The sequence below is a fragment of the Pseudomonas farris genome, from assembly GCF_019145235.1.
Taxonomy (GTDB): Bacteria; Pseudomonadota; Gammaproteobacteria; order Pseudomonadales; family Pseudomonadaceae; genus Aquipseudomonas; species Aquipseudomonas farris.
On record NZ_JAHSTV010000009.1, the window covers coordinates 184,772 to 210,663 of the forward strand.

Here is a 25,892-nt window from a genome sequence, read left to right on the forward strand (position 1 = left end):
AAAGCATATGAGCGAGTTGTTGTCCTCCGTCAGTGAACACCTCCTGGCGCCCGGCGGCGTAACGATCGAGAGCCTGCAAGGTGTGCTCGGCGATCTGGCCGGCCCGGGCATCGATGCCGCCGACCTGTATTTCCAGGGGCAGATTTCCGAATCCTGGGCGCTGGAAGACGGGATCGTCAAGGAAGGCAGCTTCAACCTCGACCAGGGTGTCGGCGTGCGTGCGCAATCGGGCGAAAAAACCGGTTTCGCCTACAGCAATGCAATCACCCTCGAAGCGCTGGGCGCGGCAGCCCGTGCAGCCCGTTCGATCTCCCGGGCCGGGCAGAACGGCACTGTGCAGGCATTCACCACCCAGGATGTCGCCCAATTGTACGGGCCGGACAACCCGCTTGAAGTGATGACCCGTGCCGAGAAAGTCGAGCTGCTCAAGCGCATCGATGTGGCGACTCGTGCGCTCGATCCGCGTATCCAGCAAGTCACCGTGAGCATGGCCGGGGTCTGGGAACGGATTTTGATTGCTTCCACTGACGGCGGGCTGGCGGCGGATGTGCGGCCGCTGGTGCGTTTCAACGTTAGCGTGATCGTCGAGCAGAATGGCCGTCGTGAGCGCGGCGGTCATGGCGGTGGCGGTCGTACCGATTACCGCTATTTCCTCAGCGATGACCGCGCCATGGGTTATGCCCGCGAAGCGTTACGTCAGGCACTGGTGAATCTGGAAGCGATCCCGGCCCCGGCCGGTACATTGCCGGTGGTATTGGGTTCCGGTTGGTCCGGCGTGTTGCTGCACGAAGCCGTCGGCCATGGTCTGGAAGGCGATTTCAACCGCAAGGGCAGTTCGGCCTACAGCGGGCGCATGGGCGAGATGGTTGCCTCGAAGCTCTGCACCATCGTCGATGACGGCACCCTTGCCGGGCGCCGTGGGTCGTTGAGCGTCGATGACGAAGGCACGCCGACCGAGTGCACCACGCTGATCGAAAACGGCGTACTCAAAGGTTATATGCAGGACAAGCTCAACGCGCGCCTGATGGGCGTAGCCCGCACCGGCAACGGTCGTCGCGAATCCTACGCGCACCTGCCGATGCCGCGCATGACCAACACTTACATGCTCGCTGGCGAAAGCGACCCGGCGGAAATCATCGCCTCGGTGAAAAAAGGCATCTACTGCGCCAACCTCGGCGGCGGTCAGGTGGACATCACCAGCGGCAAGTTCGTTTTCTCCACCAGCGAGGCCTACCTGATCGAAGACGGCAAGATTACTGCCCCGGTCAAAGGCGCGACGTTGATCGGCAACGGGCCGGAAGCCATGAGCAAGGTGTCGATGGTCGGTAACGATCTGGCGCTGGACAGCGGTGTGGGAACGTGTGGCAAGGATGGGCAATCGGTGCCGGTGGGTGTCGGCCAGCCAACGCTGAAAATTGATGCGATCACTGTGGGTGGCACAGGATCGTAAGGGACGCTTGAAAAAGTGAAGCTTCGGGTGAGTTGCGAGGCAACTCACCCGATTCGGGACTTAACGCAGACCGCGTTGAGTCTCGTCCAGCTCACGGATGTACTTGAAGATTTTACGGCTCGAGGCCGGTGGCTTGTTGGTCGCCAGTTCGTGCTGGGCCTGACGGATCAGGGAGCGCAATTGCTGACGATCAGCTTCCGGGTAGTCGAGCACGAACTTCTCCAGGACTGCATCGTCGCCCGCGATCAAGCGATCGCGCCAGCGTTCCAGGCCATGGAAACGTTCGTTGTACTGCCGAGTGGAGGCATCCAGTTGATCGAGCAGAGTCAGAATGGCGTCAGTGTCCTGATCGCGCATCAGTTTGCCGATGAACATAAGGTGCCGTTTACGCGCGATATTCGCGGTGTGCTTGGGCGCATCAGCCAGGGCCCGGCGCATAGCGTCGGTCAACGGCAGTTTTGCCAGCAAGTCAGGCTTGAGTGTTGTAAGGCGCTCGCCAAGGTCAACCAGAGCATGAAGCTCGCGTTTAACCTGGGATTTGCTTTTTTCTCCCGTATCGAGGGAGTCGTCGTAAGAATCAACCATGGTGGCCGTCCGCAAAGAAACGCCGCCATGATAACCAGTCGGGGGCCGCTTGTCCGGCCCGGTCGCTCGAAGGCCCTAGCCGAAAGCAGAATTTGAGTGGAGAACAGCATGAGTGCAGTTGAAAGCGTCGGCCCACAAGCGTTGCCGGCACTGCAAGAACAAGTCGAGCAGATCATCGCTGAAGCCAAGCGCCAGGGCGCCAGTGCCTGTGAAGTGGCCGTGTCGCTGGAGCAGGGCTTGTCGACCACGGTGCGTCAGCGGGAAGTCGAAACCGTTGAGTTCAATCGCGATCAGGGCTTTGGCATCACCTTGTATGTGGGGCAGCGCAAAGGCTCGGCCAGTACCTCGGCCAGTGGTTCGGACGCGATTCGCGAAACCGTCGCCGCCGCGCTGGCCATTGCCAAGCACACCTCCGAAGACGAAGCCTCGGGCTTGGCGGATGCCGCGTTGATGGCCAAGGATCTGCAGGATTTCGACCTGTTCCATCAATGGGATATTACCCCGGAGCAAGCCATCGAGCAGGCCTTGGCCTGTGAAGCGGCGGCGTTTGCCACCGACAGCCGGATCAAGAATGCCGACGGCACCACCCTCAACACTCACCAGGGCTGCCGGGTTTACGGCAACAGCCATGGTTTTATCGGCGGATACGCGTCGACTCGTCACAGCCTCAGTTGCGTGATGATCGCCGAAGCCGATGGCCAGATGCAGCGCGATTACTGGTATGACGTGAACCGTCAGGGCAATTTGCTGGCCTCTGCGCAGAGCATCGGCCAACGTGCCGCGCAAAGGGCGGCGAGCCGCCTGGGCGCGCGTCCGGTGCCGACCTGCGAAGTGCCGGTGCTGTTTTCCGCGGAATTGGCCGGTGGCTTGTTCGGCAGTTTCCTCTCGGCGATTTCCGGTGGCAGTCTGTATCGCAAGTCCTCGTTCCTCGAAGGCACGCTGGGGCAGAAGCTGTTCCCGGAATGGTTGACCATCGATGAACGTCCGCACCTGATGCGCGCCCTGGGCAGTTCGGCCTTCGATGGCGATGGCCTGGCGACCTACGCCAAACCGTTCGTGGAGAAGGGCGAGTTGGTGTCCTACATACTCGGCACCTACTCCGGCCGCAAGCTGGGCATGCCGAGCACCGCCAACGCCGGCGGCGTGCACAACCTGTTCGTCACCCATGGCGATGAAGATCAGGCCGCCTTGCTGCGCCGCATGGGCCGCGGCCTGTTGGTCACGGAACTGATGGGGCAGGGCCTGAACATGGTCACGGGCGATTACTCCCGTGGCGCGGCGGGTTTCTGGGTCGAGAACGGCGAAATCCAGTTCGCGGTCCAGGAAGTGACCATCGCCGGCAACATGCGCGACATGTTCAAGCAGATCATTGCAGTCGGTAATGACCTGGAATTGCGCAGCAACATTCGCACCGGTTCGGTGTTGATCGAGCGTATGACAGTGGCGGGTAGCTAACCTCCGACCGCACAAAAAAGGCGCGCCTCCCAATTGGGTGGCGCGCTTTTTTATTGGGCCGTGCACCGTCCCTTGTGGAAGCGAGCCTGCTCGCGAAGGCGGTGCATCAGTCGACATCAATGTTGAATATCAGGCCGCCATCGCGAGCAGGCTCGCTCCCACAATGATCGGTTTGTGTTGGATGTCTTGTTTTGGTTCTCATTATCATCTAATAATAAATCTCATTACCGAATGAGCCCGGATCATGAGTTCTGCCTTGCACGAGCAGCCTTACCTCGAAAGCTGGCGCTGGATGAGTCGCCAGATCCGTTGCGCCATGGACCCTGACGAGCCGCGCCTGATTGAACATTACCTGGCCGAAGGCCGGTATCTGGCGTGTTGCACGGCCACCTCTCCCTGGACCATCGCCGAAACCTCTTTCCGCTTGCTGCTCGACACCGCCGCCGATGTCGCGCTGCCCTGGCACTGGCGCAGCCTGTGTCTTGACCAGGCTTGGCGGCCGTTGCGCGATCTCGAACGTCAATCACTCTGCGGCTGCCGCCTCAAGCGCTGGCAAAGCTACGCGTGGCAACTGGCGACCTGCGAGTTGCAACCTTCAATTTCTCTCATAGAACTCGTGCAAGGATCTCCTGATGAGTAACTCACGTATCGAACGCGACAGCATGGGCGAGCTGCAAGTCCCGATAGACGCCCTTTATGGCGCGCAAACCCAGCGCGCGGTGGATAACTTCCCGATCAGCGGCAAACCGATGCCCGTGCAGTTCATTCGGGCTCTGATTCTGGCCAAGGCTGCGGCCGCCCGAGCCAACGTCGAGCTCAAACAGATCAGCGAGTCTCAGAGCAAGGCCATCGTTGACGCGGCTCAAGGTCTGCTTGAGGGCGACTTCATGCAGCACTTTCCGGTGGATATCTTCCAGACCGGTTCTGGCACCAGCTCCAACATGAACGCCAACGAAGTGATCGCCACTCTGGCCAGCCGCTTGTTGGGCGAGCCGGTGAATCCCAACGATCACGTCAATTGTGGCCAAAGCAGCAACGACATCATCCCGACCACCATCCATGTCAGTGCCGCATTGAGCTTGCATGAGCAGTTGCTGCCGGCGCTGGTGCATCTGGTGCAGGTGATCGAACACAAGGCCGAGCAGGTTCATCCGTTCGTCAAAACCGGGCGTACCCATTTGATGGACGCCATGCCCGTGCGCATGAGTCAGGTGCTCAATGGTTGGGCGCAGCAGCTCAAGGCCAACATCGGTCATTTGCAGGATCTGCTGCCAAGCCTGCAATCCCTGGCCCAGGGCGGCACGGCGGTGGGCACCGGAATCAATGCCCATCCGGAGTTTGCGGCGCGGTTCAGCCAGCAACTGAGCCAACTGACTCAGGTGCAGTTCACCCCGGGCAAGGACCTGTTTGCGCTAATCGGCTCGCAGGACACGGCGGTCAGCGTTTCAGGGCAGCTCAAAGCCACAGCGGTTTCCTTGATGAAAATCGCCAATGACCTGCGCTGGATGAATTCCGGCCCGTTGGCCGGGCTCGGTGAAATCGAACTCGAAGCCTTGCAGCCCGGCTCGTCGATCATGCCCGGCAAGGTCAATCCGGTGATCCCGGAAGCAACCGCGATGGTCGCCGCTCAAGTGATCGGCAACGACACGGTGATCACCGTCGCCGGCCAGTCGGGCAATTTCGAGTTGAACGTCATGTTGCCGATCATCGCCCAGAACCTGCTGAGCAGTATCGAGTTGCTGGCCAACGTCAGCCGCCTGCTGGGCGACAAGGCTATCGCCAGCTTCAAGGTCAACGAGGCCCGGCTCAAGGAAGCACTGTCGCGCAATCCGATTCTGGTCACCGCGCTCAACCCGATCATTGGTTACCAAAAAGCCGCTGAAATTGCCAAGAAGGCTTATCAGCAGGGCCGGCCGGTAATCGATGTCGCCCTGGAACACACCGAACTGACGCGCAGCCAACTGGAAGCATTGCTCAACCCAGAGAAGCTCACCGCAGGCGGCGTGTAATCACTGCTACCGCTTTGGAGGCTCACCATGGAGCACTGGAAACGCACGATCGAAAGAGCAAATCGCTGTTTCATGCTGGGCGAACTGGTCGATGCCCGCGAGGCTTATTTGCAGGCATTGGCCCTGGCCCTGGTGTTATTCGAGCGCTGGGCGGATGCCGACGAAGCGGTGGCGGCTTGCGTGATTTCCCACCACAACCTGGCGGACCTGCACTTGCGTCTGAACCAGCCGGAGGAGAGCGCCGAATACTTGTGCGCGATCCATCAACGACTGTTGCAGACCATGCAGGACCCGCGACTGGCGCCGGCCTTGCGTGAAGCTGCGCTGCGCCAGAGCAGCAAAACCTATGTCGAGCTGCTGAATTTCATCAGCGATCACGGCGAGTATCCACGCACCCACCGTTTGCTGCGCACCGGCACCGCTTCGTCCTCGCATCAGCCTGCGCCCCTACAACATGGAGTTCATTGAAATGGCTTTTACCCTGCCTGCCTTGCCGTACGCCTACGACGCCCTGGAACCGCACATCGATGCGCAGACCATGGAAATCCACTACACCAAACACCACCAGACCTACATCAACAACCTCAATGCTGCAGTCGAAGGCACTGAATTTGCTGAATGGCCGGTGGAAAAACTGGTGGCGGCTGTCCAGCAATTGCCGGAAAAACTTCGTGCGGCGGTGATCAATCAGGGCGGTGGGCATGCCAACCATTCGTTGTTCTGGGAAGTCATGGCGCCCAACGGCGGTGGCCAGCCTGAAGGTGCACTGGCCAAGGCTATCGATGAGCAGCTGGGTGGTCTCGACAACTTCAAGGAGGCCTTCACCAAAGCTGCGCTGACCCGTTTCGGCAGCGGTTGGGCCTGGTTGAGCGTGACGCCGCAAAAGACCTTGATCGTTGAAAGCAGCGGCAACCAGGACAGCCCATTGATGAACGGCAATACGCCGATTCTCGGCCTGGACGTCTGGGAACATGCTTATTACCTGCACTATCAGAATCGCCGTCCGGAATACATCAATGCGTTCTACAACGTGATCAATTGGCCCGAAGTCGCCGCGCGTTATCAGGCTGCGCTAAGTCTCTATAAAACAATCCAGGGCTGACTATGGGTACTGAAACACTGGCGGTCGGAAGTGGACGAATGTTTCGTTACGCACTGGGATCGCTGTTACTGCTGGCGGGCATGACGTTATTGGCTGCTCAAGGGCTGAGCTGGCTGGACCTCGAACCGAAACTGCAGCGCGCCCTGCAAGGTGGGGCGATTTGCGCCTTGGGCACCGCTTTGGGCGCGGTGCCGGTGCTGGTGATTCGGCAGATGCCTCAGGTAGTCAGCGACATATTGCTCGGTTTCGGGGCCGGGGTAATGCTCGCGGCGACGGCGTTTTCGCTGATCGTGCCGGGCATTGCCGCGGCCGGAAACCTCGGCCTGACCCCTTGGGCGGCCAGCGGCCTGATCAGCTTCGGCATCATGCTGGGTGCATTCGGATTGTTTCTGGTGGATCGCAAGGTGTCCGGCGCTACGCCTGAAATGCTCGTGGGGACACTGGAGCGATCGGTGATTCCACCGCGGATCTGGTTGTTTGTGTTTGCCATCATCGCCCACAACATCCCCGAAGGCATGGCGGTCGGCGTCTCGGCCGGCGGTGGCATGCCTGACGCCGACAGCCTGGCCATGGGCATAGCTTTGCAGGATGTGCCGGAAGGGCTGGTGATTGCGTTGGTGTTGGCCGGAGCAGGGATGTCGCGGGTCAAGGCGTTCCTGATCGGTGCTGCGTCAGGGTTGGTCGAGCCGGTCTTCGCATTGTTGTGCGCCTGGCTGGTGAGCCTGGCCGAACTGCTGTTGCCTTTGGGGCTGGCACTGGCGGCCGGTGCGATGTTGCTGGTGGTGACTCACGAAGTCATTCCCGAATCGCGCCGCCATGGTCACGACAAACTGGCAAGCCTTGGGCTGCTGATCGGGTTTTGTCTGATGATGGTGATGGATACCGCGTTGGCTTGAGAAAAAAGATCGCAGCCTTCGGCAGCTCCTACAGATGTCCGCAATCCCATGTAGGAGCTGCCGAAGGCTGCGATCTTTTGATGTTCATTCGCCTTCGTCGAAGTAACGGTTGATCAAGTCTGTTAGCGCATTCAGCGCTTCCTGAGCTTGTTCGCCTTCGGTGATCAGGTGGATTTTGGTGCCCTTGCCCGCAGCGAGCATCATCATTGCCATGATGCTTTTGCCATCGACCGTGGATTCCGGAGTGCGTCCTACCCTGATCGTGCAATCCTTGAACTCACCGGCGACCCCAACGAATTTTGCAGACGCGCGGGCATGCAGGCCCAGCTTGTTGATGATTTCGATTTCCAGAGCAGGCATCGCGATGTGAATCCTTTAGCTGAGGTCGCGGTGGCGGACCTGGACGTTCTTCAGGGTTTTTTGCAGGACCTGACCCAGACGTTCGGTCAGGTAGACAGAGCGGTGATGCCCGCCAGTGCAGCCAATGGCAATGGTGACATAGGCGCGGTTGCTGGCGGCAAAGCGGGGCAGCCACTTGAGCAGGTACGAGGAAATGTCCTGGAACATCTCTTCGACGTCAGGCTGTGCCGCCAGGTACTCGGCCACCGGTTGATCGAGCCCGGACTGTGCCCGTAGCTCCGGCTTCCAGTAAGGGTTGGGCAGGCAGCGCACGTCGAACACCAGATCGGCGTCCACCGGCATGCCACGCTTGAACCCGAAAGATTCCACCAGGAACGCAGTACCAGGCTCCGGCTGATTCAGCAGGCGCAGCTTGATGGTATCGCGTAGCTGATACAGGTTCAGATTGGTGGTGTTGACCTTGAGGTCGGCCAGATCGGCGATAGGCCCCAGCAGATTGGTCTCGTCCTGAATCGCCTCCGCCAATGAGCGATTGGCGCTGCTCAGCGGGTGACGACGGCGAGTTTCCGAAAAGCGTTTGAGCAAGGTTTCTTCGTCGGCGTCCAGGTACAGCACATCGCACTGGATATGCCGGCCGCGGACCTCTTCCAGCAATTCGGGAAACCGTGACAGGTGGCTCGGCAAGTTACGCGCATCGATAGACACGGCCACCAGCGGTTGTGCCAGTTCAGTATGAATCAGCGCGCGTTCGGCCAGCTCCGGCAGCAAGCCGGCAGGCAGGTTGTCGATGCAGTAATAGCCGTTGTCCTCGAGCACATCGAGGGCGGTACTTTTACCTGAGCCGGAGCGGCCGCTGACGATGATCAGGCGCATGATTAGTGACCGTTCTGCTCGTCCAGGACAACCTGATACAAGGCTTCATTGCTCGGGGCGCTGCGCAGTTTTTCACGCACTTCCTTGCGATCCAGCATGCTGGCGATCTGGCGGAGCAATTCCAGGTGTGCATCGGTGGCAGCTTCCGGGACCAGCAGCACAAACAGCAGGTCAACCGGGGCACCGTCGATGGCGTCGAAATCGATAGGGGCTTCCAGGTGCAGCAGCGCACTGATTGGCGAGGTGCAGCCTTTGAGCCGGCAATGGGGGATGGCGATGCCGTTGCCGAAACCGGTAGAACCGAGTTTCTCACGGGCAATCAGGGCCTCGAAGACGTCCTGCATTTCCAGATCCGGTACTTCGCGGTGGATAAGGTTGGCAATTTGCTCGAGGGCTTTCTTTTTACTGCCACCCGGCGCGTTCACTTGGGAACGGCCGGGGGTCAGGATGGTTTCTAGTCGGATCATGGATTGGGGGTGTTAACGACCGGTCGCGCCCTGGAGGAGGCTCTGGGTCTTTTCCTTATGCTTTTTGAGTTGGCGATCCAGCTTGTCGGTCAGCAGGTCGATGGCGGCATACATGTCCGTATGCTCGGCATTGGCGACCACTTCTCCGCCGGGAATATGCAGCGTGGCTTCGATCTTCTGCAGCAGTTTTTCGACGTTCATCGTGACTTGCACATTGGTGATCTTGTCGAAATGCCTCTCCAATCGGTCGAGTTTTTCGCCGATGTAGGTGCGCAGGGGTTCGGTCACTTCCAGTTGGTGTCCACTGATGTTGACTTGCATACAGCTTCTCCTTCGTTGCCAGTGCATAAAGCGGCAGGCAGAAATGCCTGCCACTGGAACGCTGTGGCGAGCCCGGCGGCTACATCAACCGCTTCCGTTCGCTGGAAGGCGCGATCCCCAGGGATTCGCGGTACTTGGCGACGGTGCGACGGGCTACCTGAATGCCTTGTGCCTCCAGTAAACCAGCGATCTTGCTGTCACTCAACGGCTTTTTCTGATTTTCCGCAGCAACCAGTTTTTTGATGATCGCGCGGATCGCTGTGGACGAGCATTCACCGCCTTCGGAGGTACTGACGTGGCTGGAAAAAAAGTATTTCAGTTCATAGATGCCCCGTGGGGTATGCATGAATTTTTGCGTGGTCACCCGTGAAATCGTCGATTCATGCATACCCACCGCTTCGGCGATGTCATGCAGTACCAACGGCTTCATGGCTTCGTCACCGTATTCAAGAAAGCCGCGCTGATGCTCGACGATCTGGGTGGCGACTTTCATCAGGGTTTCATTGCGGCTTTGCAGGCTCTTGATGAACCAGCGAGCTTCCTGCAGCTGGTTACGCATGAAGGTGTTGTCAGCGCTGGTATCAGCGCGGCGCACGAAGCCGGCGTATTGGGCATTGACCCGCAGGCGTGGCACAGATTCCTGATTCAGCTCCACCAGCCAGCGCTCGTTGTCCTTGCGCACAATCACGTCGGGAACGACGTATTCGGCTTCAGTGGACTCGATCTGTGAGCCCGGGCGTGGGTTGAGGCTCTGGACCAATTCGATGACCTGGCGCAGCTCATCTTCCTTGAGCTTCATGCGGCGCATCAGCTGGCTGTAGTCGCGGCTGCCGAGCAGGTCGATGTAATCGGTGACCAAACGCTTGGCCTCGGCCAGCCAAGGGGTCTTGGCGGACAGCTGGCGCAGTTGCAGCAGCAGGCATTCACCGAGGTTGCGGGCGCCGATGCCAGCGGGTTCGAATTGTTGAATGCGGTGCAGGACGGCTTCGATTTCGTCCAGTTCGATGTCCAGTTCCGGGTCGAACGCTTCGAGGATTTCCTCGAGGGTTTCGTCCAGGTAGCCCTGATTGTTGATGCAGTCGATCAGGGTTACGGCGATCAGACGATCGGTGTCGGACATCGGTGCCAGGTTCAGTTGCCAGAGCAAATGGCTTTGCAGGCTTTCACCGACTGATGTGCGGGTGGTGAAATCCCACTCGTCGTCATCATTGCTCGGCAGGCTGCTGGCGCTGGTCTGGTAGACGTCCTCCCAGGCCGTGTCGACGGGCAACTCGTTGGGAATTCGTTCGTTCCAGTCGCCTTCCTCGAGGTTATCCACCGTCGGGGCGGTTTCCTGGTAGGAGGGTTCCTGAATGTCGGCGTTGGGTTTCTGTTCGGCGCTATCGGCCAAGGGGTCTGCGTTATCGAAGTCGTCGCCTTCTTCCTGGCGTTCGAGCATCGGATTGGACTCCAGGGCCTCCTGGATTTCCTGTTGCAGGTCCAGGGTCGACAATTGGAGCAGGCGGATGGCCTGTTGCAGCTGCGGTGTCATCGTCAGCTGCTGGCCCATTCTCAAGACTAGCGATGGTTTCATGGCAGGGGCTTAACACCTTATTCGCCGGCGCACATGCGCCATCCACTACAGGGCGCCGAAGCGCCAAACATAAGCAAATTATATGCCCGAAACTGAAGTGTTTGCCTAGAGCGCTGTAACAATAAAAAGTTATTGATTTTTTATTGAAGTGAGCGCTCTCTCGGCGACCCGGGCACCTGAGTGCTTACAGGCGGAACTCATGACCCAGATACACTTCCTTGACCAGTTCATTGGCCAGGATGGTGGCGGAGTCACCTTCAGCGATCAGTTGACCATCGTTGACGATGTAGGCGGTTTCGCAGATATCCAGGGTTTCACGGACGTTGTGGTCCGTGATCAGCACACCAATGCCTTTGGACTTGAGATGATGAATGATCTGCTTGATGTCGCCCACCGAAATCGGGTCCACACCGGCGAAGGGTTCGTCTAGGAGGATGAATTTCGGATTGGTGGCCAGTGCCCGGGCGATTTCCACGCGGCGACGTTCACCACCGGACAGGCTCATGCCGAGGTTGTCGCGGATGTGGTGGATGTGAAATTCCTGCAGCAGGCTTTCCAGCTCTTGGCGACGACCGGCCTTGTCGAGTTCCTTGCGAGTCTCGAGGATGGCCATGATGTTATCGGCCACCGACAGTTTGCGGAAGATCGACGCTTCTTGCGGAAGATAGCCGATACCCGCCTTCGCACGACCGTGCATCGGCTGGTGGCTGACGTCCAGGTCATCGATCAGTACACGGCCCTGATCGGCCTGTACCAAGCCGACAATCATGTAGAAGCAGGTGGTTTTACCGGCGCCGTTAGGGCCAAGCAGGCCGACGATCTGACCGCTGTCAATGGACAGGCTGACGTCGCGCACGACCTGACGGCTCTTGTAGCTCTTGGCCAGATGCTGAGCTTTCAGAGTTGCCATTACTGGGCCTTTTGCTCGTCGGTTTTCTTCTTCGGCTGGATCACCATGTCGATGCGAGGACGCTCCTCGGTAACCTTGTTACCCGTGGCACGACCGGCACTCGCAAGCTTTTTGACTGTGTCGTAGACGATTTTCTCGCCTTGGGTGACGTTGTTGTCTTTGTCGATGACTTTGGCGCGATCGATCAGCACGACGCGGTTTTGCGAGGCGTGGTACTGAATTGTCACTCCGTAACCCTGAACAGGCTTGGTGTCGCCCGCCGTTTGCAGTTGCTCGAAGTAGGCGAGGTTGCCCACCGAAGTCACCACGTCGATGTCGCCGGCCGGGGTGCGGGTGATGGTCACGGTGTTACCGGTGACCTTCATCGAGCCCTGCGTAATGATTACATCGCCTTTATAAGTGGCAACGCCATTCTTGTCGTCCAGTTGGGCATCGTCGGCCTGAATGCGGATAGGCTGCTCTTGATCGTTCGGCAGAGCCCAGGCGCTCACGCTTCCCAGTGCTGCGCCCAGACTGAGCAAAATAGGGAGAGTTTTAACGAGCCTCATACTGTCCTCTTACGTTCGATAGCAGGTGTATCCTGCTTTCTTTCAAGTACGCTTTCATTCCGTTGCCTGTCGATACACCGCCAGCGCCGTCGATTCTAACGGGTTGATCGGTCTGCGCATATTGCTGCTGCGGGAACACTGTCATACGGGTGGTGGTAATCAGGGTTTTGCGGTTTTTTTCATCGAAACGCGTGATACGTACCGAGTCAATCAGCTCGACCTGAGTGCCGTCCGGGTTGACTTCGCCGCGTTCGCTCTGGACGTGCCAGGGGAATTCGGTGCCACGGAACATGTTCAGGTCAGGATTGGTCAGCAACGTCACTTCGGTCGCTTTCAGGTGCTCGACCTTGTCCGACGTCATTTCGTATTGCAGTTTGCCGTCGGGCAGGTACTGCACGCTATGGGCGTTGATGGCGTAATAGTCGATCGCGCTTTCATCGACCTTCACCACCGGTTTGTCGAGGAAGCGTTCCGGGCTGATGTTCCAGTAGCCGACCGCTGCAAAAATCGCTGCGATGCAACCGAACATCAGGATGTTACGAATCTTTTTGCTCAGCATGATGGGCTCACAGGTACGCGGCGTTGGCCGCATCGAGGCGGCCCTGGGCGCGCAGGATCAATTCGCAGAATTCGCGAGCAGCACCTTCGCCACCACGGGCCTGGGTGATGCCGTGGGCGTGTTCGCGCACGAAACTGGCAGCGCTGGCCACCGCCATGCCCAGGCCGACACGGCGAATCACCGGCAGGTCTGGCAGGTCGTCGCCAAGGTAGGCCACTTGTTCATAGCTCAGGTTGAGCTGGGCAAGAAGTTCGTCGAGCACCACCAGTTTGTCTTCGCGACCTTGATAAAGGTGTGGAATACCGAGGTTCTTTGCACGCCGTTCAACCACAGGGGTCTTGCGGCCGCTGATGATAGCGGTCTGCACGCCGGCTGCCATCAACATCTTGATGCCCTGGCCGTCGAGGGTGTTGAAAGTCTTGAATTCGCTGCCGTCTTCGAGGAAGTACAGGCGCCCATCGGTCAGTACGCCGTCGACGTCGAATACCGCCAGTTTGATCTGTTTGCCGCGTTGCAGCAGGTCCGTGCTCATTACATTACTCCCGCACGCAGCAAATCGTGCATGTTCAAGGCACCGACCGGGCGGTCTTCGCTGTCGACCACTACCAGTGCGCTGATCTTGTGGTCTTCCATGATTTTCAGCGCCTCGGCGGCGAGCATCTCGGCGCGGGCGGTCTTGCCGTGGGCGGTCATCACTTCATCAATGGTCGTGCTGTGGATATCAATGGTGCGGTCCAGAGTGCGGCGCAGATCGCCGTCGGTGAAGATCCCGGCGAGCTTTCCATCTGTGCTCAGTACAACGGTCATGCCCAACCCCTTGCGGGTCATTTCCATCAAGGCATCCTTGAGCAGCGTGCCGCACATGACTTGCGGTAATTCGGTGCCGGCATGCATGACATTTTCCACTTTCAGCAACAAGCGCCGACCAAGGGCGCCACCCGGGTGGGAAAAAGCGAAATCTTCAGCGGTAAAACCGCGAGCTTCAAGCAAGGCAACGGCGAGAGCGTCGCCCATGACCAGTGCCGCGGTGGTCGACGAGGTGGGCGCCAGATTCAGCGGACAGGCTTCGTGTTCGACGCTTACATTGAGGTTGACTTCCGCAGCCTTGGCCAGCGGCGACTCGGGGTTGCCGGTCAGGCTGATCATCTGAATGCCCTGGCGCTTGATCAGCGGCAGCAAGGTGACGATTTCATTGGTGGACCCGGAGTTCGACAGCGCCAGAATAATGTCGTCACGGGTGATCATGCCCATATCGCCATGGCTGGCCTCGGCCGGGTGCACGAAGAAAGCCGTGGTGCCGGTGCTGGCGAGGGTGGCGGCAATCTTGTTGCCGATGTGCCCCGATTTGCCCATGCCGACCACGACCACACGGCCTTTGCTGGCCAGAATCATCTCGCAAGCACGTACGAAATCCGCATCGATATGGGGTAGCAAGCCTTGTACGGCTTCCAGTTCGAGGCGGATGGTGCGTTGTGCGGATTGAATCAGGTCGCTGGATTGGTTCATGTCGGAAATCGAATAGCCTGATGAAAAGGCGGCGATTATAACGGTAATGAACAAAACCCTCACGCTAGTTCGTCGTGGTTTGTCATTCCTTGTTACCCAATCCTCTCTAAATAGATGATTTCAGGAGGTCATGTTGCTGAACATGCCCGGCTTGGGCCTTGGGCGCTTGAGCTTTGCAGTGATATAGTTCGCCGCCAGTTCGGCCTGCCCGGGGAGGTATGTGCTTTCGCCAGAAAGCCAGGCGTCCGAGTGAGAGGCTGCATCGCAAGGAGTTTAGATGAGTGCCGATAACGCCTACGCGGTCGAGCTGAAGGGACTGACCTTCAAGCGCGGTACGCGCAGCATTTTCAATAACGTCGATATCCGCATACCGCGCGGCAAGGTCACCGGCATCATGGGGCCTTCCGGGTGTGGCAAGACCACGCTGCTGCGGCTGATAGGCGCACAATTGCGTCCTACCAGCGGCGAAGTCTGGGTCAACGGCCAGAACCTGCCAACGTTGTCGCGCAGCGATCTGTTCGATGCGCGCAAGCACATGGGTGTGTTGTTTCAGAGCGGCGCGTTGTTTACCGATCTTGATGTGTTCGAGAACGTTGCCTTTCCGCTGCGTGTTCATACCGAACTGCCGGAAGAAATGATCCGCGACATTGTCTTGCTCAAATTGCAGGCCGTGGGCTTGCGTGGCGCCATCGACCTGATGCCTGACGAATTGTCCGGCGGCATGAAGCGTCGCGTCGCGCTGGCCCGGGCAATTGCGCTCGATCCGCGAATCCTTATGTACGACGAGCCTTTCGTCGGCCAGGACCCGATCGCCATGGGCGTGCTGGTGCGCCTGATCCGCCTGCTCAACGATGCGCTGGGCATCACCAGCATCGTGGTCTCCCACGATCTGGCCGAGACCGCGAGCATCGCTGACCACCTCATTGTGGTGGGCGACGGGCAAGTGTTGGGCCAGGGCACACCCAAGGATTTGATGAAATCGGATGAGCCACGTATTCGTCAATTCTTGACTGGCGAACCCGACGGCCCGGTCGCATACCACTTTCCAGCGCCGGATTACCGCGCAGATCTTCTGGGGAAGCGCTAATGCGCAAGATTTCATTAATAGAAAGAGTACGCCGCTTCGGCTTCGCCGGCATCGATGTGCTGGCGGTATTCGGGCGTTCGGCGCTGTTCCTGTTTCATGCCTTGCTCGGTCGTGGCGGCATCGGCGGCGGTTTTGGCCTGCTGGTCAAGCAACTGCATTCGGTGGGCGTGATGTCCCTGGTGATCATCGTGGTCTCCGGGGTATTCATCGGCATGGTGCTGGCGCTGCAGGGCTTTAACATTCTGTCCAGTTACGGTTCGGAGCAGGCAGTCGGGCAGATGGTTGCGCTGACGCTGTTGCGTGAACTGGGCCCGGTGGTCACGGCCTTGTTGTTCGCCGGGCGCGCAGGTTCGGCGCTGACCGCCGAAATCGGCAACATGAAATCCACCGAGCAATTGTCCAGCCTGGAAATGATCGGGGTCGACCCGCTCAAGTACATCATTGCCCCGCGCCTGTGGGCCGGCTTCATTTCCCTGCCGGTGCTGACGATGATTTTCAGCGTGGTGGGTATCTGGGGCGGTTCGTGGGTGGCCGTCGACTGGCTGGGTGTCTATGAAGGCTCCTACTGGTCGAACATGCAAAACAGCGTGACGTTTGTCGACGATGTGCTCAACGGCATTATCAAAAGCATCGTTTTTGCCTTCGTCGTGACCTGGATCGCCGTATTCCAAGGCTATGACTGTGAGCCCACTTCCGAGGGGATCAGTCGTGCCACTACCAAGACCGTGGTGTATGCCTCTTTGGCTGTACTCGGCCTGGACTTTATTTTGACCGCCTTGATGTTTGGAGATTTCTGATGCAAAACCGCACCCTGGAAATCGGTGTCGGCCTTTTCTTGCTGGCTGGCATCCTGGCTTTGCTGCTGTTGGCCCTGCGGGTCAGTGGCCTGGCTCCGACGGCGAGCACCGATACTTATAAACTTTATGCGTATTTCGACAATATCGCCGGTTTGACGGTCAGAGCTAAAGTGACCATGGCCGGTGTGACCATCGGCAAGGTCACGGCGATCGATCTGGACCGCGACAGCTTCACCGGTCGGGTGACCATGCAACTGGAAAAGCGCGTAGATAATCTACCGACTGACTCCACTGCATCTATCCTGACCGCTGGCCTGTTGGGTGAGAAATACATCGGTATCAGTGTGGGCGGGGAGGAAACCCTGCTCAAGGAGGGTGGAACCATCCACGACACGCAGTCGTCACTGGTGCTCGAGGACCTGATCGGTAAATTTCTGCTCAATACCGTTAGCAAAGACGCCAAATGAGGAGCTTTTGAATGATCTCTATCTTGCGACGTGGCCTGTTGGTGATTCTCGCGGCCTTGCCGTTGATGGCTAACGCCGTGGCGGGGCCTTCCGCGCACGATCTGGTACAGGACACCACCACCCGGTTGTTGGCGGATCTTGCCGCCAACAAAGAAAAGTACAAGCAGGACCCGCAGGACTTTTATACGGCGCTGAATACCATCGTCGGTCCTGTGGTGGATGCCGAAGGTATTTCCAAGAGCATCATGACGGTCAAGTATTCACGCAAGGCCACCCCCGAGCAGATGCAGAAGTTTGTCGAGAACTTCAAAAAAGGCCTGTTCCAGTTCTATGGCAATGCTTTGCTTGAGTACGACAACCAGGGCATTGTCGTCGATCCTGCCAAGGATGAGTCGGGAGACCGTACCAGCGTTGGCATGACGGTCAAAGGCAGCAGCGGCGCAATCTATCCTGTGTCTTACACACTCGAAAAGATCAATGGCGAGTGGAAGCTGCGCAACGTGATCATCAATGGCATCAATATCGGCAAGCTGTTCCGCGATCAGTTCGCTGATGCGATGCAGCGCAATGGCAACGATCTGGACAAAACCATCAACGGTTGGGCCGGGGAAGTCGCCAAAGCCAAGGAAGCCACGGAAAAATCTACCGAGACCCAAACCCAATGAGTGAGTCGGCCATTCGCATGAGCGAATCCGGCGAGCTGCTGCTCAGTGGCGTGCTGGATTACCGCACAGGCCCGAACCTGCGCAAGCAGGGGCAGGCACTGATCAAGTCCAGTAACGCGGCTGCGCTGGTGGTCGATTGCTCCGCAGTGGAGAAGTCCAGCAGCGTCGGCTTGTCGCTGCTGCTGTGCTTCATGCGCGATGCTCAGGCGGCCGGTAAGGCCTTGAGCGTTCGTGCGATGCCCGAAGACATGCGCGAAATCGCTCAGGTCAGTGAACTGACCGAGCTGTTGGCGCAACCCTGAACCGCATCTATAAAGAAGCCCCCCGTCAGAGTCCTGCTTCGCGGGGTTCGCAGGCGCGGGGCTTTTTTGTATGATGTCCGACCCGCGCGCACAGGGCGCCGATTGAGGTTGAGCATGCAGGCCGTAGAAGTGAAGAGCTTCCTTGAAGGAAAGTTGCCCGGAACGCTGGTAGAAGTTGAGGGCGAAGGCTGCAACTTTCAGCTGAACGTGATTAGCGATGAACTGGCGGCGTTGAGCCCGGTGAAGCGTCAGCAGCAGATCTATGCCCATTTGAACCCATGGATCACCGATGGCAGCATCCATGCGGTCACTATGAAATTTTTCAGCAGCGCGGCCTGGGCCGAGCGCACCTGAGCCCAAGGGCGTCGAGATTCTTATGGATAAATTGATTATTACCGGTGGCGTTCGTCTTGATGGCGAAATCCGCATCTCCGGGGCAAAGAACTCTGCCCTGCCGATCCTGGCTGCAACCCTGCTGTGCGATGGCCCGGTTACCGTTGCCAACCTGCCGCACCTGCACGACATCACCACCATGATCGAGCTGTTCGGTCGCATGGGCATTGAGCCGGTGATCGACGAGAAGCTCAGTGTCGAAATCGACCCGCGCACCATCAAGACCCTGATCGCGCCGTACGAACTGGTGAAAACCATGCGTGCCTCGATCCTGGTGCTGGGCCCGATGGTTGCCCGTTTCGGCGAAGCCGAAGTTGCACTGCCTGGCGGTTGCGCCATCGGTTCGCGGCCGGTCGACCTGCACATCCGTGGCCTCGAAGCCATGGGCGCGGTTATCGACGTCGAAGGCGGCTACATCAAGGCCAAGGCCCCTGAGGGTGGCCTGCGCGGTGCACACTTCTTCTTCGACACCGTCAGCGTGACCGGTACCGAGAACATCATGATGGCGGCCGCTCTGGCCAAGGGCCGCAGCGTGCTGGCAAACGCCGCTCGCGAGCCTGAGGTCATCGACCTGGCGAACTTCCTGAACGCCATGGGCGCCAAGATCACTGGCGCCGGCACCGACACCATCACCATCGATGGCGTCGAGCGTCTGCACCCGACCACTTACAAGGTGATGCCTGACCGTATCGAGACCGGCACCTACCTGGTGGCGGCAGCGGTAACTGGCGGGCGTGTGAAGGTCAAGGACACTGATCCGACCATCCTCGAAGCCGTTCTGGAAAAGCTCCGCGAATCGGGTGCTGAAATCACCTGCGGCGAAGACTGGATCGAGCTGAACATGCACGGCAAGCGGCCAAAAGCCGTTAACGTGCGGACCGCTCCATACCCGGCGTTCCCGACCGACATGCAGGCGCAGTTCATCTCCCTCAACGCCATTGCCGAAGGCACTGGTGCGGTGATCGAGACGATCTTCGAAAACCGCTTCATGCACGTATACGAACTGCACCGCATGGGCGCTCATATCCAGGTCGAAGGCAACACCGCCATCGTCACCGGCATCGAAAAGCTCAAGGGCGCGCCAGTAATGGCCACCGACCTGCGTGCTTCGGCCAGCCTGGTGATCTCGGCGCTGATCGCCGAAGGCGATACCCTGATCGACCGCATCTACCACATCGACCGTGGTTACGAGTGCATCGAAGAGAAACTGCAGATGCTCGGCGCGAAAATCCGCCGCGTACCGGGCTAGTTTCTGCTGCATGGGCGCAGGGACGCGCCTGTTGATTTCGTTCAAGTCGGGGCTGTAATGGCCTCGATGTATGTCCGGCGCCGTTTGCGACCGGGCATGAGTACCTTGATAAGGACTGACGTTTCCCATGTTGACCATCGCACTGTCCAAGGGCCGCATCCTTGACGACACCCTGCCGCTTCTGGCTGAAGCGGGCATCGTGCCGACCGAGAATCCGGACAAGAGCCGCAAGCTGATCATCCCCACGACCCAGGCCGATGTGCGCCTGCTGATCGTGCGCGCCACCGATGTGCCGACTTACGTCGAGCATGGTGCTGCGGACCTCGGCGTCGCCGGTAAAGATGTGCTGATGGAATATGGCGGCCAGGGTCTGTACGAGCCTCTGGATCTGCGAATTGCCCTCTGCAAGCTGATGACCGCCGGCCGTGTCGGCGATGTCGAGCCCAAGGGCCGTCTGCGGGTGGCGACCAAATTCGTCAACGTCGCCAAGCGTTACTACGCCGAGCAGGGCCGTCAGGTCGACATCATCAAGCTCTACGGCTCGATGGAGCTGGCGCCGCTGATTGGTCTGGCGGACAAGATCATCGACGTGGTCGACACCGGTAACACCCTGCGTGCCAATGGCCTGGAACCCCAGGATTTCATTGCCGACATCAGCTCGCGGCTGATCGTCAACAAAGCTTCGATGAAAATGCAACACGCCCGTATCCAGGCGTTGATCGACACCCTGCGCAAGGCAGTGGAGTCTCGACACCGCGGCTGATTTACCTGCGCGACCTTGAGTCGCGCCGTCTATCCGCCTCATAGCCAGAATTCTCAGGTGCCCAAGCGGATCGAATGTTAGCTTCGGGCGCCTGAGTTTTTGCCAATCCTATGAGGCTCTCGCTATGACCGCACCGACTGCAATTCGCCGACTCAACGCTGCTGACCCGGATTTCGCACATCATCTGGATCATCTGCTGAGCTGGGAAAGTGTGTCTGACGACTCGGTCAATCAGCGGGTGCTGGACATCATCAAGGCTGTGCGCGAGCGTGGCGACGCGGCGCTGGTGGAATTCACCCAGAAATTCGACGGCCTGCAAGTCGCCTCGATGGCAGACCTGATCCTGCCGCGCGAACGCCTGGAACTGGCATTGACCCGCATCACCGTGCCTCAGCGCGAAGCGCTGGAAAAAGCCGCGGCCCGCGTGCGCAGCTATCACGAAAAACAGAAACAGGATTCCTGGAGCTACACCGAAGCCGACGGCACCGTGCTGGGCCAGAAGGTCACGCCGCTGGATCGCGCCGGTCTGTATGTGCCGGGTGGCAAGGCGTCGTACCCGTCCTCGGTGCTGATGAACGCAATTCCAGCCAAGGTTGCCGGCGTGACCGAAGTGGTCATGGTCGTGCCAACCCCTCGCGGCGAAATCAACGAACTGGTGCTAGCGGCGGCCTGCATTGCCGGCGTTGACCGGGTGTTCACCATCGGCGGCGCTCAGGCAGTTGCCGCGTTGGCCTACGGCACCGAAAGCGTGCCGAAGGTCGATAAGGTTGTTGGCCCGGGCAATATCTATGTCGCCACCGCCAAGCGCCACGTGTTCGGTCAGGTCGGCATCGACATGATCGCCGGGCCGTCGGAGATCCTCGTGGTGTGTGACGGTCAGACCGATCCGGACTGGATTGCCATGGACCTGTTCTCCCAGGCCGAGCACGATGAAGACGCCCAAGCGATTCTGGTCAGCCCGGACGCCGAGTTCCTCGACAAGGTTGCTGCGAGCATCGCCAAACTGCTGCCGACGATGGAGCGCGCCGAAATCATCGAAACTTCGATCAATGGTCGCGGTGCGCTGATCAAGGTTCGCGACATGGAACAAGCCATTGAAGTGGCCAACCGCATTGCGCCGGAACACCTGGAGTTGTCGGTCGCCGATCCCCAGGCCTGGTTGCCGCAGATCCGCCACGCCGGCGCGATTTTTATGGGCCGCCACACGTCCGAAGCCCTGGGCGACTATTGCGCAGGTCCAAACCACGTGTTGCCGACGTCCGGTACCGCGCGCTTCTCTTCGCCGCTGGGGGTTTACGACTTCCAGAAACGTTCGTCGATCATCTTCTGCTCCGAGCAGGGAGCCTCCGAACTGGGCAAAACCGCTTCCGTGCTGGCCCGTGGCGAGTCGCTGACCGCTCACGCCCGTAGCGCTGAATACCGCATCGTTGACGATAAGAAGGGCAACTGAGCATGAGTAAATTCTGGAGTCCCTTCGTCAAGAGCCTGGTGCCTTACGTGCCGGGCGAACAGCCGAAGCTGGCTAAATTGGTGAAACTCAACACCAACGAAAACCCGTACGGTCCATCGCCCAAAGCGTTGGCCGCGATGCAGACCGAACTGAACGACAACCTGCGTCTGTACCCGGACCCGAACAGCGACCTGCTCAAGCAGGCGGTTGCCAAGTACTACGGCGTGCAGGGCAATCAGGTGTTCCTCGGCAACGGTTCCGATGAAGTGCTGGCGCACATTTTCCACGGTTTGCTGCAACACGATCAGCCGGTGTTGTTCCCGGACATCAGCTACAGCTTCTACCCGGTTTACTGCGGGTTGTACGGCATTGCATTCGACGCGGTGCCGCTGGATGAACAGTTCCAGATCAACCCGGCGGACTACGCCAAGCCGAACGGCGGGATCATTTTCCCCAACCCGAACGCGCCGACCGGTTGCCTGTTGGCGCTGGACGCGGTTGAGCAAATCCTCAAGGCCAGCCCGGACTCGGTGGTCGTGGTGGATGAGGCTTACATTGATTTCGGCGGTGAAACGGCGATCACGCTGGTGGATCGTTATCCGAACCTGTTGGTGACCCAGACCCTGTCCAAGTCCCGTTCGCTGGCGGGCCTGCGGGTGGGTCTGGCGGTGGGGCATCCGGACCTGATCGAGGCGCTGGAGAGGATCAAGAACAGCTTCAACTCCTACCCGCTGGATCGTCTGGCGATTGTGGGGGCTGCGGCGGCGTTCGAGGATCGCGAATATTTCGACAAGACCTGCCGGTTGGTCATCGAGAGTCGCGAGAAGGTAGTCGCGCAGCTGGAAGCGAAGGGGTTTGAGGTGTTGCCGTCGGCAGCAAACTTCATTTTCGCCCGTCACCCGAAGCACGATGCGGCAGGGCTGGCGGCGAAGTTGCGCGAACAGGGCGTGATCGTTCGGCACTTCAAGCAAGAGCGGATTGCCCAGTTCCTGCGTATTTCCATCGGCGCGCCGGAGCAGAATCAGGCACTGATCGACGGCCTCGGCGACCTGTAAGGCTTCCCCGATCCTGTGGGAGCGAGCCTGCTCGCGATGAGGCCATAACATTCAGCATTGATGTTGAATGCAAAACCGCTATCGCGAGCAGGCTCGCTCCCACAAGGTTTTGTGGGTTACTCGTGATGCAGTTCGCCCAGGAAGGTCAGCGACGTGAACAGCCCGCGCGTCGCCACATCCGGGTTGTCCTTCAGCGGAATCTCCATCTGCGCCGCAATCACATTCAACCCTTCATTACGCACCAATACTTGCGCCCGACCCTCTGCGTCGGTCTCGGTGCTTAACGTATTCGGCGCGCTGCGATAGTCGCCCACCAGCTTCACACCCGCCGCCGGCTTACCGTCCAATAGCACTCGAACCGGCAACGATTTGCCCGGTCCCACGGTGAGCGGATCAACCTCCGGCAGAATCAGCAATTTCATCTGATCGAGCTTCGGCAACTTCGCCCCCGGCTGGTATATCGCCAGGCTGTACTTGAAGGTCTGAGTCGACTCAATGGCCCCCGGTACTTTGCTGCGTCCTTCGTTGATCCATTTTTTATCCGCCGTTTGCGACCACATGCCATTGTTCAGCGCCACGGCCATCACTGCCGGTGGTTTCAACGGCTGCAGGCGGGCGTGGTCGGCCAGGCGTTGCACATTAACCGGGATCATTTTTCCGGCTACGTCATAGGCCCACGCGCCGCTGATTTTCTGCGCCTTGAAAGCGTTGTCTTCGGCGCCATGGCCGTAGATGACTTCGATGTTGCCGCGACGTTGTTCGGTCCAGAGGCCATGGGCCGAAGCTTGAGTGGCGAAGAGGGCCGCGATGAGCAGAAGGGTTTTGCCGTGTTGCATGGTGGACGTCCTTTTATAGGTTGAGTGTCAGGCTGACGGTGAAATTGCGCGGCTCGCCGGGGTTGACCCAGTAGTTGCTGTAGGAGCGCTCGAAGTATTTCTCGTCGAAAAGGTTGTTCAGGTTCAGGCCCACAGTGACGTTTTCGCTGGCCTTGTAATGGGCCAGCAGGTCGACGGTGTGGTAGGCCGGCAGTTCGAAATCGCTGCCGGCTTCACCCGAGCGATCACCGACATAGGTGAACGCTGCACCAAGGTCCGAACCGCGCAAATGGCTGTCCTGAAATTCATAAACACCCAACAGACTTCCGCTGCGTTTGGCTACGCCGAGAATTCGGCTGCCGGTGGGAATGACCTTGTCGCCTTGGGTGACTTCGGCGTCGATGTAAGCGAAAGCACCGATCACTCGCACGGCGTCGGTCACTTGCCCGGTGACTTGCAGGTCGACACCCTGGCTGCGGGCCTTGCCCATGGCGCGGCTGGAATCGGTGCTCGGGTCGAGCGCCAGGACGTTTTCCTTTTCGATATGGAAGGCGGCGAGGGTGGTGCTCAAGCGGTCGTCGAACAGCTCGCTCTTGATCCCGACTTCATAGCCGACGCCTTCTTCCGGGTCGAAGGATTTGCCGGCGGCGTCCAGCCCGTTGTTCGGTTTGAACGAGGTGGAAGCGTTGGCGAATAACCCCACTTCGGGCGTCAGTTGGTAAAGCAGGCCGGCTCGCTGGGTCAGTGCGTCGTGGCGCTGACGGCTGGTCGCGTTGCGGCTGTGATCGTCGATGCTTTGTTCGAAATGCTCAAAGCGCGCACCGAGCATGCCGCGCAGTTTGTCGGTGAAAATGATCTGGTCCTGAAGGTTCAGCGCCTGGCTTTCGACATGCTCGAAGAAGTCGGTCCCGGAGCGTGCGCCATCGGGTTTCGGCTGGCCGTAGATCGGTCGATAGATATCGATGGCGTACGAGCCGCCGGCAATGGTCGTAATCCGTTCGTTCTTGCGGAAATTCTCGTATTCGCTGCCGATCAGCAGTTCGTGTTGCCAACTGCCGATGTCGAACAAACCGCGCAGTTCGAGTTGGGTGATGCTGTCGTGCCAGTTGGTATCGCGCTCGCGGTAGCGACGGTTGACGGTGTGGCCGTCGGCGTTCAGGGGACGATTTTCGGAGGCGAAGCCCCAGAGTTTGCCTTCCTTGTAATGACTGGCCAGGCGCAGTTTCCAGCTATCGTTGAGCTGATGTTCGAGGGCGGCTTGCAGCAGATTGTTGTGGTTGTCGATGTTGCCGTCGTTGGGTTCGCCAAGGAAGGTCGAACGGGAGACACCGCTCCATTTATTGTTCGGCGCGACGATACCGCGATCAAATGTCGAGCTGTGACGAACGAACTCGCTCTCCACCAGCAGGCTGGTGTCCGGGTTCAGTTGCCAGCTGAAGGAAGGCGCAACGAACACACGCTGACTGTCGACGTGATCGCGGAAGCTGTGGTTGTCCTCGACCGCCAGGTTCACCCGGGACAGCACATTGCCGTCATCATCCAGCGGTGTGTTGACGTCCACGGCGGTGCGATAGCGATCCCAGCTGCCGGCGCTGGTTTGCAGTGTGGTGAAGGCTTCGGGCTGGGGTTTTTTGGTGACGATGTTCACCGTACCGCCCGGATCGCCACGACCATAGAGGCTGGCAGCCGGGCCTTTGAGCACTTCGATGCGCTCGATGTTGGCCACGTCCGGCGTGCTTGGATAACCGCGGTTGGCGCTGAAACCGTCCTTGTAGAACTCCGACGTGGTGAAGCCGCGCACGCTGTATTCGTAGAGCGTCAGGCCGCCGAAGTTGTTCTGTTTCGATACGCCACCGGCAAAATCCAGCGCGCGCTCGACGCTGGTGCTGCCCAGATCCTTGAGCACACTGACGGGAATCACACTGATCGATTGCGGGATATCGCGAATGGCCGTGTCGGTCTTGGTTGCGCTGGCAGAGCGCGTGGCGCGGTAACCCTTGACCGGGCCGGTGGGGGATTCGTAGTCGGAGGTGACGCTGATGGCGTCCAGTTCAACGGTTTGCGATTCTTCGGCGAAGACCGGATCCCCCAGCAAACCGAGGGCCAGGCCTGCGAGGGAAGCCATTGTTCGAGACGACATGTTATGTTGTTCTAATAGTGATATTGAAACAATATAACATGCCTAATGAGAATGTCTGCTGTTACGGCTTCGGAGTTATGTAGCTGCTGAGGGCG

The 25,892-nt window shown here is 59.1% G+C and carries 30 protein-coding genes; 17 read left to right on the top strand and 13 right to left on the bottom strand.

Going from position 1 to position 25,892, the window contains the following annotated elements; all coding sequences use genetic code 11:
- Window positions 1-7 precede the first annotated feature (7 nt).
- Complete coding sequence (gene tldD, locus KVG95_RS19930; protein WP_123498976.1) at window positions 8-1,450, top strand: metalloprotease TldD; 1,443 nt, start codon at window positions 8-10, stop codon at window positions 1,448-1,450.
- A gap of 60 nt (window positions 1,451-1,510) precedes the next feature.
- Here tldD and yjgA read toward each other — a convergent pair whose 3' ends face one another.
- Window positions 1,511-2,035, bottom strand: a complete 525-nt coding sequence (gene yjgA, locus KVG95_RS19935; protein ID WP_007901505.1) for a ribosome biogenesis factor YjgA — start codon at window positions 2,033-2,035, stop codon at window positions 1,511-1,513.
- A 108-nt stretch (window positions 2,036-2,143) separates the two neighbouring features.
- Here yjgA and pmbA point away from each other — a divergent pair, with 108 nt between their 5' ends.
- The 6 genes from pmbA (at window position 2,144) to KVG95_RS19965 (ending at window position 7,497) form a co-directional block, all read left to right on the top strand.
- Window positions 2,144-3,490 carry a metalloprotease PmbA gene (gene pmbA / locus KVG95_RS19940; protein ID WP_217857640.1) on the top strand — a complete coding sequence of 449 codons (1,347 nt, stop codon included), beginning with the start codon at window positions 2,144-2,146 and terminating at the stop codon, window positions 3,488-3,490.
- Between the two features lie 244 nt (window positions 3,491-3,734).
- On the top strand, window positions 3,735-4,130 hold the full coding sequence (locus KVG95_RS19945) for a FagA protein (RefSeq protein ID WP_217857641.1): 396 nt from the start codon (window positions 3,735-3,737) through the stop codon (window positions 4,128-4,130).
- Window positions 4,123-5,499 (top strand): class II fumarate hydratase, encoded by a 1,377-nt coding sequence (locus KVG95_RS19950; protein WP_217857642.1) that lies wholly within the window; start codon window positions 4,123-4,125, stop codon window positions 5,497-5,499. Before KVG95_RS19945 ends, KVG95_RS19950 begins: the two co-directional genes overlap by 8 nt.
- A 27-nt stretch (window positions 5,500-5,526) precedes the next feature.
- A complete protein-coding gene (locus KVG95_RS19955; RefSeq protein WP_217857643.1) occupies window positions 5,527-5,967 on the top strand; it encodes a DUF2753 family protein in 441 nt (146 codons plus the stop codon).
- A 1-nt stretch (window position 5,968) separates the two neighbouring features.
- Window positions 5,969-6,601, top strand: a complete 633-nt coding sequence (locus KVG95_RS19960; RefSeq protein WP_217857644.1) for a superoxide dismutase — start codon at window positions 5,969-5,971, stop codon at window positions 6,599-6,601.
- A 2-nt stretch (window positions 6,602-6,603) separates the two neighbouring features.
- On the top strand, window positions 6,604-7,497 hold the full coding sequence (locus KVG95_RS19965; protein WP_217857645.1) for a ZIP family metal transporter: 894 nt from the start codon (window positions 6,604-6,606) through the stop codon (window positions 7,495-7,497).
- Between the two features lie 84 nt (window positions 7,498-7,581).
- Here the strand turns inward: KVG95_RS19965 and KVG95_RS19970 are convergent, their stop codons facing one another.
- From KVG95_RS19970 to KVG95_RS20015, 10 genes are all read right to left on the bottom strand, one after another.
- Entirely contained in the window at window positions 7,582-7,857 is a 276-nt protein-coding gene (locus tag KVG95_RS19970) for an HPr family phosphocarrier protein (protein ID WP_217857646.1), read from the bottom strand.
- 15 nt (window positions 7,858-7,872) lie between these two features.
- On the bottom strand, window positions 7,873-8,730 hold the full coding sequence (rapZ, locus tag KVG95_RS19975) for an RNase adapter RapZ (RefSeq protein WP_007901528.1): 858 nt from the start codon (window positions 8,728-8,730) through the stop codon (window positions 7,873-7,875).
- Window positions 8,731-8,732: 2 nt separating this feature from the next.
- Window positions 8,733-9,197 (bottom strand): PTS IIA-like nitrogen regulatory protein PtsN, encoded by a 465-nt coding sequence (gene ptsN / locus KVG95_RS19980; RefSeq protein ID WP_007901530.1) that lies wholly within the window; start codon window positions 9,195-9,197, stop codon window positions 8,733-8,735.
- Between the two features lie 12 nt (window positions 9,198-9,209).
- Window positions 9,210-9,518, bottom strand: coding sequence for a ribosome hibernation-promoting factor, HPF/YfiA family (gene hpf, locus KVG95_RS19985; RefSeq protein ID WP_003178005.1), 309 nt, complete (start codon window positions 9,516-9,518; stop codon window positions 9,210-9,212).
- Window positions 9,519-9,597: 79 nt separating this feature from the next.
- A complete protein-coding gene (locus KVG95_RS19990; protein ID WP_032830276.1) occupies window positions 9,598-11,091 on the bottom strand; it encodes an RNA polymerase factor sigma-54 in 1,494 nt (497 codons plus the stop codon).
- A 184-nt stretch (window positions 11,092-11,275) separates the two neighbouring features.
- On the bottom strand, window positions 11,276-12,001 hold the full coding sequence (gene lptB / locus KVG95_RS19995) for an LPS export ABC transporter ATP-binding protein (RefSeq protein WP_217857647.1): 726 nt from the start codon (window positions 11,999-12,001) through the stop codon (window positions 11,276-11,278).
- Entirely contained in the window at window positions 12,001-12,549 is a 549-nt protein-coding gene (gene lptA / locus KVG95_RS20000) for a lipopolysaccharide transport periplasmic protein LptA (RefSeq protein WP_052965569.1), read from the bottom strand. The genes lptB and lptA overlap by 1 nt, the downstream gene beginning before the upstream one ends.
- Window positions 12,536-13,108, bottom strand: coding sequence for an LPS export ABC transporter periplasmic protein LptC (gene lptC / locus KVG95_RS20005; protein WP_052965568.1), 573 nt, complete (start codon window positions 13,106-13,108; stop codon window positions 12,536-12,538). Before lptC ends, lptA begins: the two co-directional genes overlap by 14 nt.
- A gap of 7 nt (window positions 13,109-13,115) precedes the next feature.
- The gene (locus tag KVG95_RS20010; RefSeq protein WP_008008625.1) at window positions 13,116-13,640 is read right to left on the bottom strand and encodes a KdsC family phosphatase; all 525 of its coding nucleotides are present in this window, start codon (window positions 13,638-13,640) and stop codon (window positions 13,116-13,118) included.
- The gene (locus KVG95_RS20015; RefSeq protein ID WP_217857648.1) at window positions 13,640-14,614 is read right to left on the bottom strand and encodes a KpsF/GutQ family sugar-phosphate isomerase; all 975 of its coding nucleotides are present in this window, start codon (window positions 14,612-14,614) and stop codon (window positions 13,640-13,642) included. Before KVG95_RS20015 ends, KVG95_RS20010 begins: the two co-directional genes overlap by 1 nt.
- A 277-nt stretch (window positions 14,615-14,891) precedes the next feature.
- Here KVG95_RS20015 and KVG95_RS20020 point away from each other — a divergent pair, with 277 nt between their 5' ends.
- From KVG95_RS20020 to hisC, 10 genes are all read left to right on the top strand, one after another.
- Window positions 14,892-15,701 (top strand): ATP-binding cassette domain-containing protein, encoded by an 810-nt coding sequence (locus KVG95_RS20020; protein WP_038978972.1) that lies wholly within the window; start codon window positions 14,892-14,894, stop codon window positions 15,699-15,701.
- Window positions 15,701-16,498, top strand: a complete 798-nt coding sequence (mlaE, locus tag KVG95_RS20025; RefSeq protein ID WP_052965566.1) for a lipid asymmetry maintenance ABC transporter permease subunit MlaE — start codon at window positions 15,701-15,703, stop codon at window positions 16,496-16,498. The genes KVG95_RS20020 and mlaE overlap by 1 nt, the downstream gene beginning before the upstream one ends.
- Window positions 16,498-16,965, top strand: coding sequence for an outer membrane lipid asymmetry maintenance protein MlaD (gene mlaD / locus KVG95_RS20030; RefSeq protein ID WP_008070583.1), 468 nt, complete (start codon window positions 16,498-16,500; stop codon window positions 16,963-16,965). The genes mlaE and mlaD overlap by 1 nt, the downstream gene beginning before the upstream one ends.
- Window positions 16,966-16,976: 11 nt before the next feature.
- Window positions 16,977-17,630 carry an MlaC/ttg2D family ABC transporter substrate-binding protein gene (locus KVG95_RS20035; RefSeq protein ID WP_052965565.1) on the top strand — a complete coding sequence of 218 codons (654 nt, stop codon included), beginning with the start codon at window positions 16,977-16,979 and terminating at the stop codon, window positions 17,628-17,630.
- A complete protein-coding gene (locus tag KVG95_RS20040; RefSeq protein ID WP_052965564.1) occupies window positions 17,627-17,932 on the top strand; it encodes an STAS domain-containing protein in 306 nt (101 codons plus the stop codon). The genes KVG95_RS20035 and KVG95_RS20040 overlap by 4 nt, the downstream gene beginning before the upstream one ends.
- A gap of 114 nt (window positions 17,933-18,046) precedes the next feature.
- Complete coding sequence (locus tag KVG95_RS20045) at window positions 18,047-18,286, top strand: BolA family protein (RefSeq protein WP_007912386.1); 240 nt, start codon at window positions 18,047-18,049, stop codon at window positions 18,284-18,286.
- Window positions 18,287-18,308: 22 nt separating this feature from the next.
- On the top strand, window positions 18,309-19,574 hold the full coding sequence (murA, locus tag KVG95_RS20050; RefSeq protein WP_007901567.1) for a UDP-N-acetylglucosamine 1-carboxyvinyltransferase: 1,266 nt from the start codon (window positions 18,309-18,311) through the stop codon (window positions 19,572-19,574).
- Window positions 19,575-19,701: 127 nt separating this feature from the next.
- Window positions 19,702-20,337, top strand: coding sequence for an ATP phosphoribosyltransferase (gene hisG, locus KVG95_RS20055; protein WP_007901570.1), 636 nt, complete (start codon window positions 19,702-19,704; stop codon window positions 20,335-20,337).
- A gap of 124 nt (window positions 20,338-20,461) precedes the next feature.
- A complete protein-coding gene (hisD, locus tag KVG95_RS20060) occupies window positions 20,462-21,787 on the top strand; it encodes a histidinol dehydrogenase (protein ID WP_007901571.1) in 1,326 nt (441 codons plus the stop codon).
- Between the two features lie 2 nt (window positions 21,788-21,789).
- The gene (gene hisC, locus KVG95_RS20065) at window positions 21,790-22,842 is read left to right on the top strand and encodes a histidinol-phosphate transaminase (protein ID WP_217857649.1); all 1,053 of its coding nucleotides are present in this window, start codon (window positions 21,790-21,792) and stop codon (window positions 22,840-22,842) included.
- 116 nt (window positions 22,843-22,958) lie between these two features.
- Here the strand turns inward: hisC and KVG95_RS20070 are convergent, their stop codons facing one another.
- Both KVG95_RS20070 and KVG95_RS20075 read right to left on the bottom strand, forming a co-directional pair.
- Entirely contained in the window at window positions 22,959-23,678 is a 720-nt protein-coding gene (locus KVG95_RS20070) for a DUF4198 domain-containing protein (protein WP_217857650.1), read from the bottom strand.
- Window positions 23,679-23,691: 13 nt separating this feature from the next.
- Complete coding sequence (locus KVG95_RS20075; RefSeq protein ID WP_217857651.1) at window positions 23,692-25,797, bottom strand: TonB-dependent siderophore receptor; 2,106 nt, start codon at window positions 25,795-25,797, stop codon at window positions 23,692-23,694.
- Between the last annotated feature and the right edge of the window lie 95 nt (window positions 25,798-25,892).

Excerpts from the sequence above, each read along its gene's own strand:
- KVG95_RS19990 (WP_032830276.1), bottom strand. The coding sequence starts at position 11,091 with ATGAAACCATCGCTAGTCTTGAGAATGGGCCAGCAGCTGACGATGACA.
- KVG95_RS20075 (WP_217857651.1), bottom strand. The coding sequence starts at position 25,797 with ATGTCGTCTCGAACAATGGCTTCCCTCGCAGGCCTGGCCCTCGGTTTG.
- KVG95_RS19960 (WP_217857644.1), top strand. The coding sequence starts at position 5,969 with ATGGCTTTTACCCTGCCTGCCTTGCCGTACGCCTACGACGCCCTGGAA.
- KVG95_RS19970 (WP_217857646.1), bottom strand. The coding sequence starts at position 7,857 with ATGCCTGCTCTGGAAATCGAAATCATCAACAAGCTGGGCCTGCATGCC.
- KVG95_RS20070 (WP_217857650.1), bottom strand. The coding sequence starts at position 23,678 with ATGCAACACGGCAAAACCCTTCTGCTCATCGCGGCCCTCTTCGCCACT.
- rapZ (WP_007901528.1), bottom strand. The coding sequence starts at position 8,730 with ATGCGCCTGATCATCGTCAGCGGCCGCTCCGGCTCAGGTAAAAGTACC.
- KVG95_RS20040 (WP_052965564.1), top strand. The coding sequence starts at position 17,627 with ATGAGTGAGTCGGCCATTCGCATGAGCGAATCCGGCGAGCTGCTGCTC.
- lptB (WP_217857647.1), bottom strand. The coding sequence starts at position 12,001 with ATGGCAACTCTGAAAGCTCAGCATCTGGCCAAGAGCTACAAGAGCCGT.
- hisD (WP_007901571.1), top strand. The coding sequence starts at position 20,462 with ATGACCGCACCGACTGCAATTCGCCGACTCAACGCTGCTGACCCGGAT.
- pmbA (WP_217857640.1), top strand. The coding sequence starts at position 2,144 with ATGAGTGCAGTTGAAAGCGTCGGCCCACAAGCGTTGCCGGCACTGCAA.
- tldD (WP_123498976.1), top strand. The coding sequence starts at position 8 with ATGAGCGAGTTGTTGTCCTCCGTCAGTGAACACCTCCTGGCGCCCGGC.
- KVG95_RS19945 (WP_217857641.1), top strand. The coding sequence starts at position 3,735 with ATGAGTTCTGCCTTGCACGAGCAGCCTTACCTCGAAAGCTGGCGCTGG.
- lptC (WP_052965568.1), bottom strand. The coding sequence starts at position 13,108 with ATGCTGAGCAAAAAGATTCGTAACATCCTGATGTTCGGTTGCATCGCA.
- murA (WP_007901567.1), top strand. The coding sequence starts at position 18,309 with ATGGATAAATTGATTATTACCGGTGGCGTTCGTCTTGATGGCGAAATC.
- mlaD (WP_008070583.1), top strand. The coding sequence starts at position 16,498 with ATGCAAAACCGCACCCTGGAAATCGGTGTCGGCCTTTTCTTGCTGGCT.
- hisC (WP_217857649.1), top strand. The coding sequence starts at position 21,790 with ATGAGTAAATTCTGGAGTCCCTTCGTCAAGAGCCTGGTGCCTTACGTG.
- hisG (WP_007901570.1), top strand. The coding sequence starts at position 19,702 with ATGTTGACCATCGCACTGTCCAAGGGCCGCATCCTTGACGACACCCTG.
- mlaE (WP_052965566.1), top strand. The coding sequence starts at position 15,701 with ATGCGCAAGATTTCATTAATAGAAAGAGTACGCCGCTTCGGCTTCGCC.
- ptsN (WP_007901530.1), bottom strand. The coding sequence starts at position 9,197 with ATGATCCGACTAGAAACCATCCTGACCCCCGGCCGTTCCCAAGTGAAC.
- hpf (WP_003178005.1), bottom strand. The coding sequence starts at position 9,518 with ATGCAAGTCAACATCAGTGGACACCAACTGGAAGTGACCGAACCCCTG.
- yjgA (WP_007901505.1), bottom strand. The coding sequence starts at position 2,035 with ATGGTTGATTCTTACGACGACTCCCTCGATACGGGAGAAAAAAGCAAA.
- KVG95_RS20035 (WP_052965565.1), top strand. The coding sequence starts at position 16,977 with ATGATCTCTATCTTGCGACGTGGCCTGTTGGTGATTCTCGCGGCCTTG.
- KVG95_RS19965 (WP_217857645.1), top strand. The coding sequence starts at position 6,604 with ATGGGTACTGAAACACTGGCGGTCGGAAGTGGACGAATGTTTCGTTAC.
- KVG95_RS20015 (WP_217857648.1), bottom strand. The coding sequence starts at position 14,614 with ATGAACCAATCCAGCGACCTGATTCAATCCGCACAACGCACCATCCGC.
- KVG95_RS20045 (WP_007912386.1), top strand. The coding sequence starts at position 18,047 with ATGCAGGCCGTAGAAGTGAAGAGCTTCCTTGAAGGAAAGTTGCCCGGA.
- KVG95_RS20010 (WP_008008625.1), bottom strand. The coding sequence starts at position 13,640 with ATGAGCACGGACCTGCTGCAACGCGGCAAACAGATCAAACTGGCGGTA.
- KVG95_RS20020 (WP_038978972.1), top strand. The coding sequence starts at position 14,892 with ATGAGTGCCGATAACGCCTACGCGGTCGAGCTGAAGGGACTGACCTTC.
- KVG95_RS19955 (WP_217857643.1), top strand. The coding sequence starts at position 5,527 with ATGGAGCACTGGAAACGCACGATCGAAAGAGCAAATCGCTGTTTCATG.
- KVG95_RS19950 (WP_217857642.1), top strand. The coding sequence starts at position 4,123 with ATGAGTAACTCACGTATCGAACGCGACAGCATGGGCGAGCTGCAAGTC.
- lptA (WP_052965569.1), bottom strand. The coding sequence starts at position 12,549 with ATGAGGCTCGTTAAAACTCTCCCTATTTTGCTCAGTCTGGGCGCAGCA.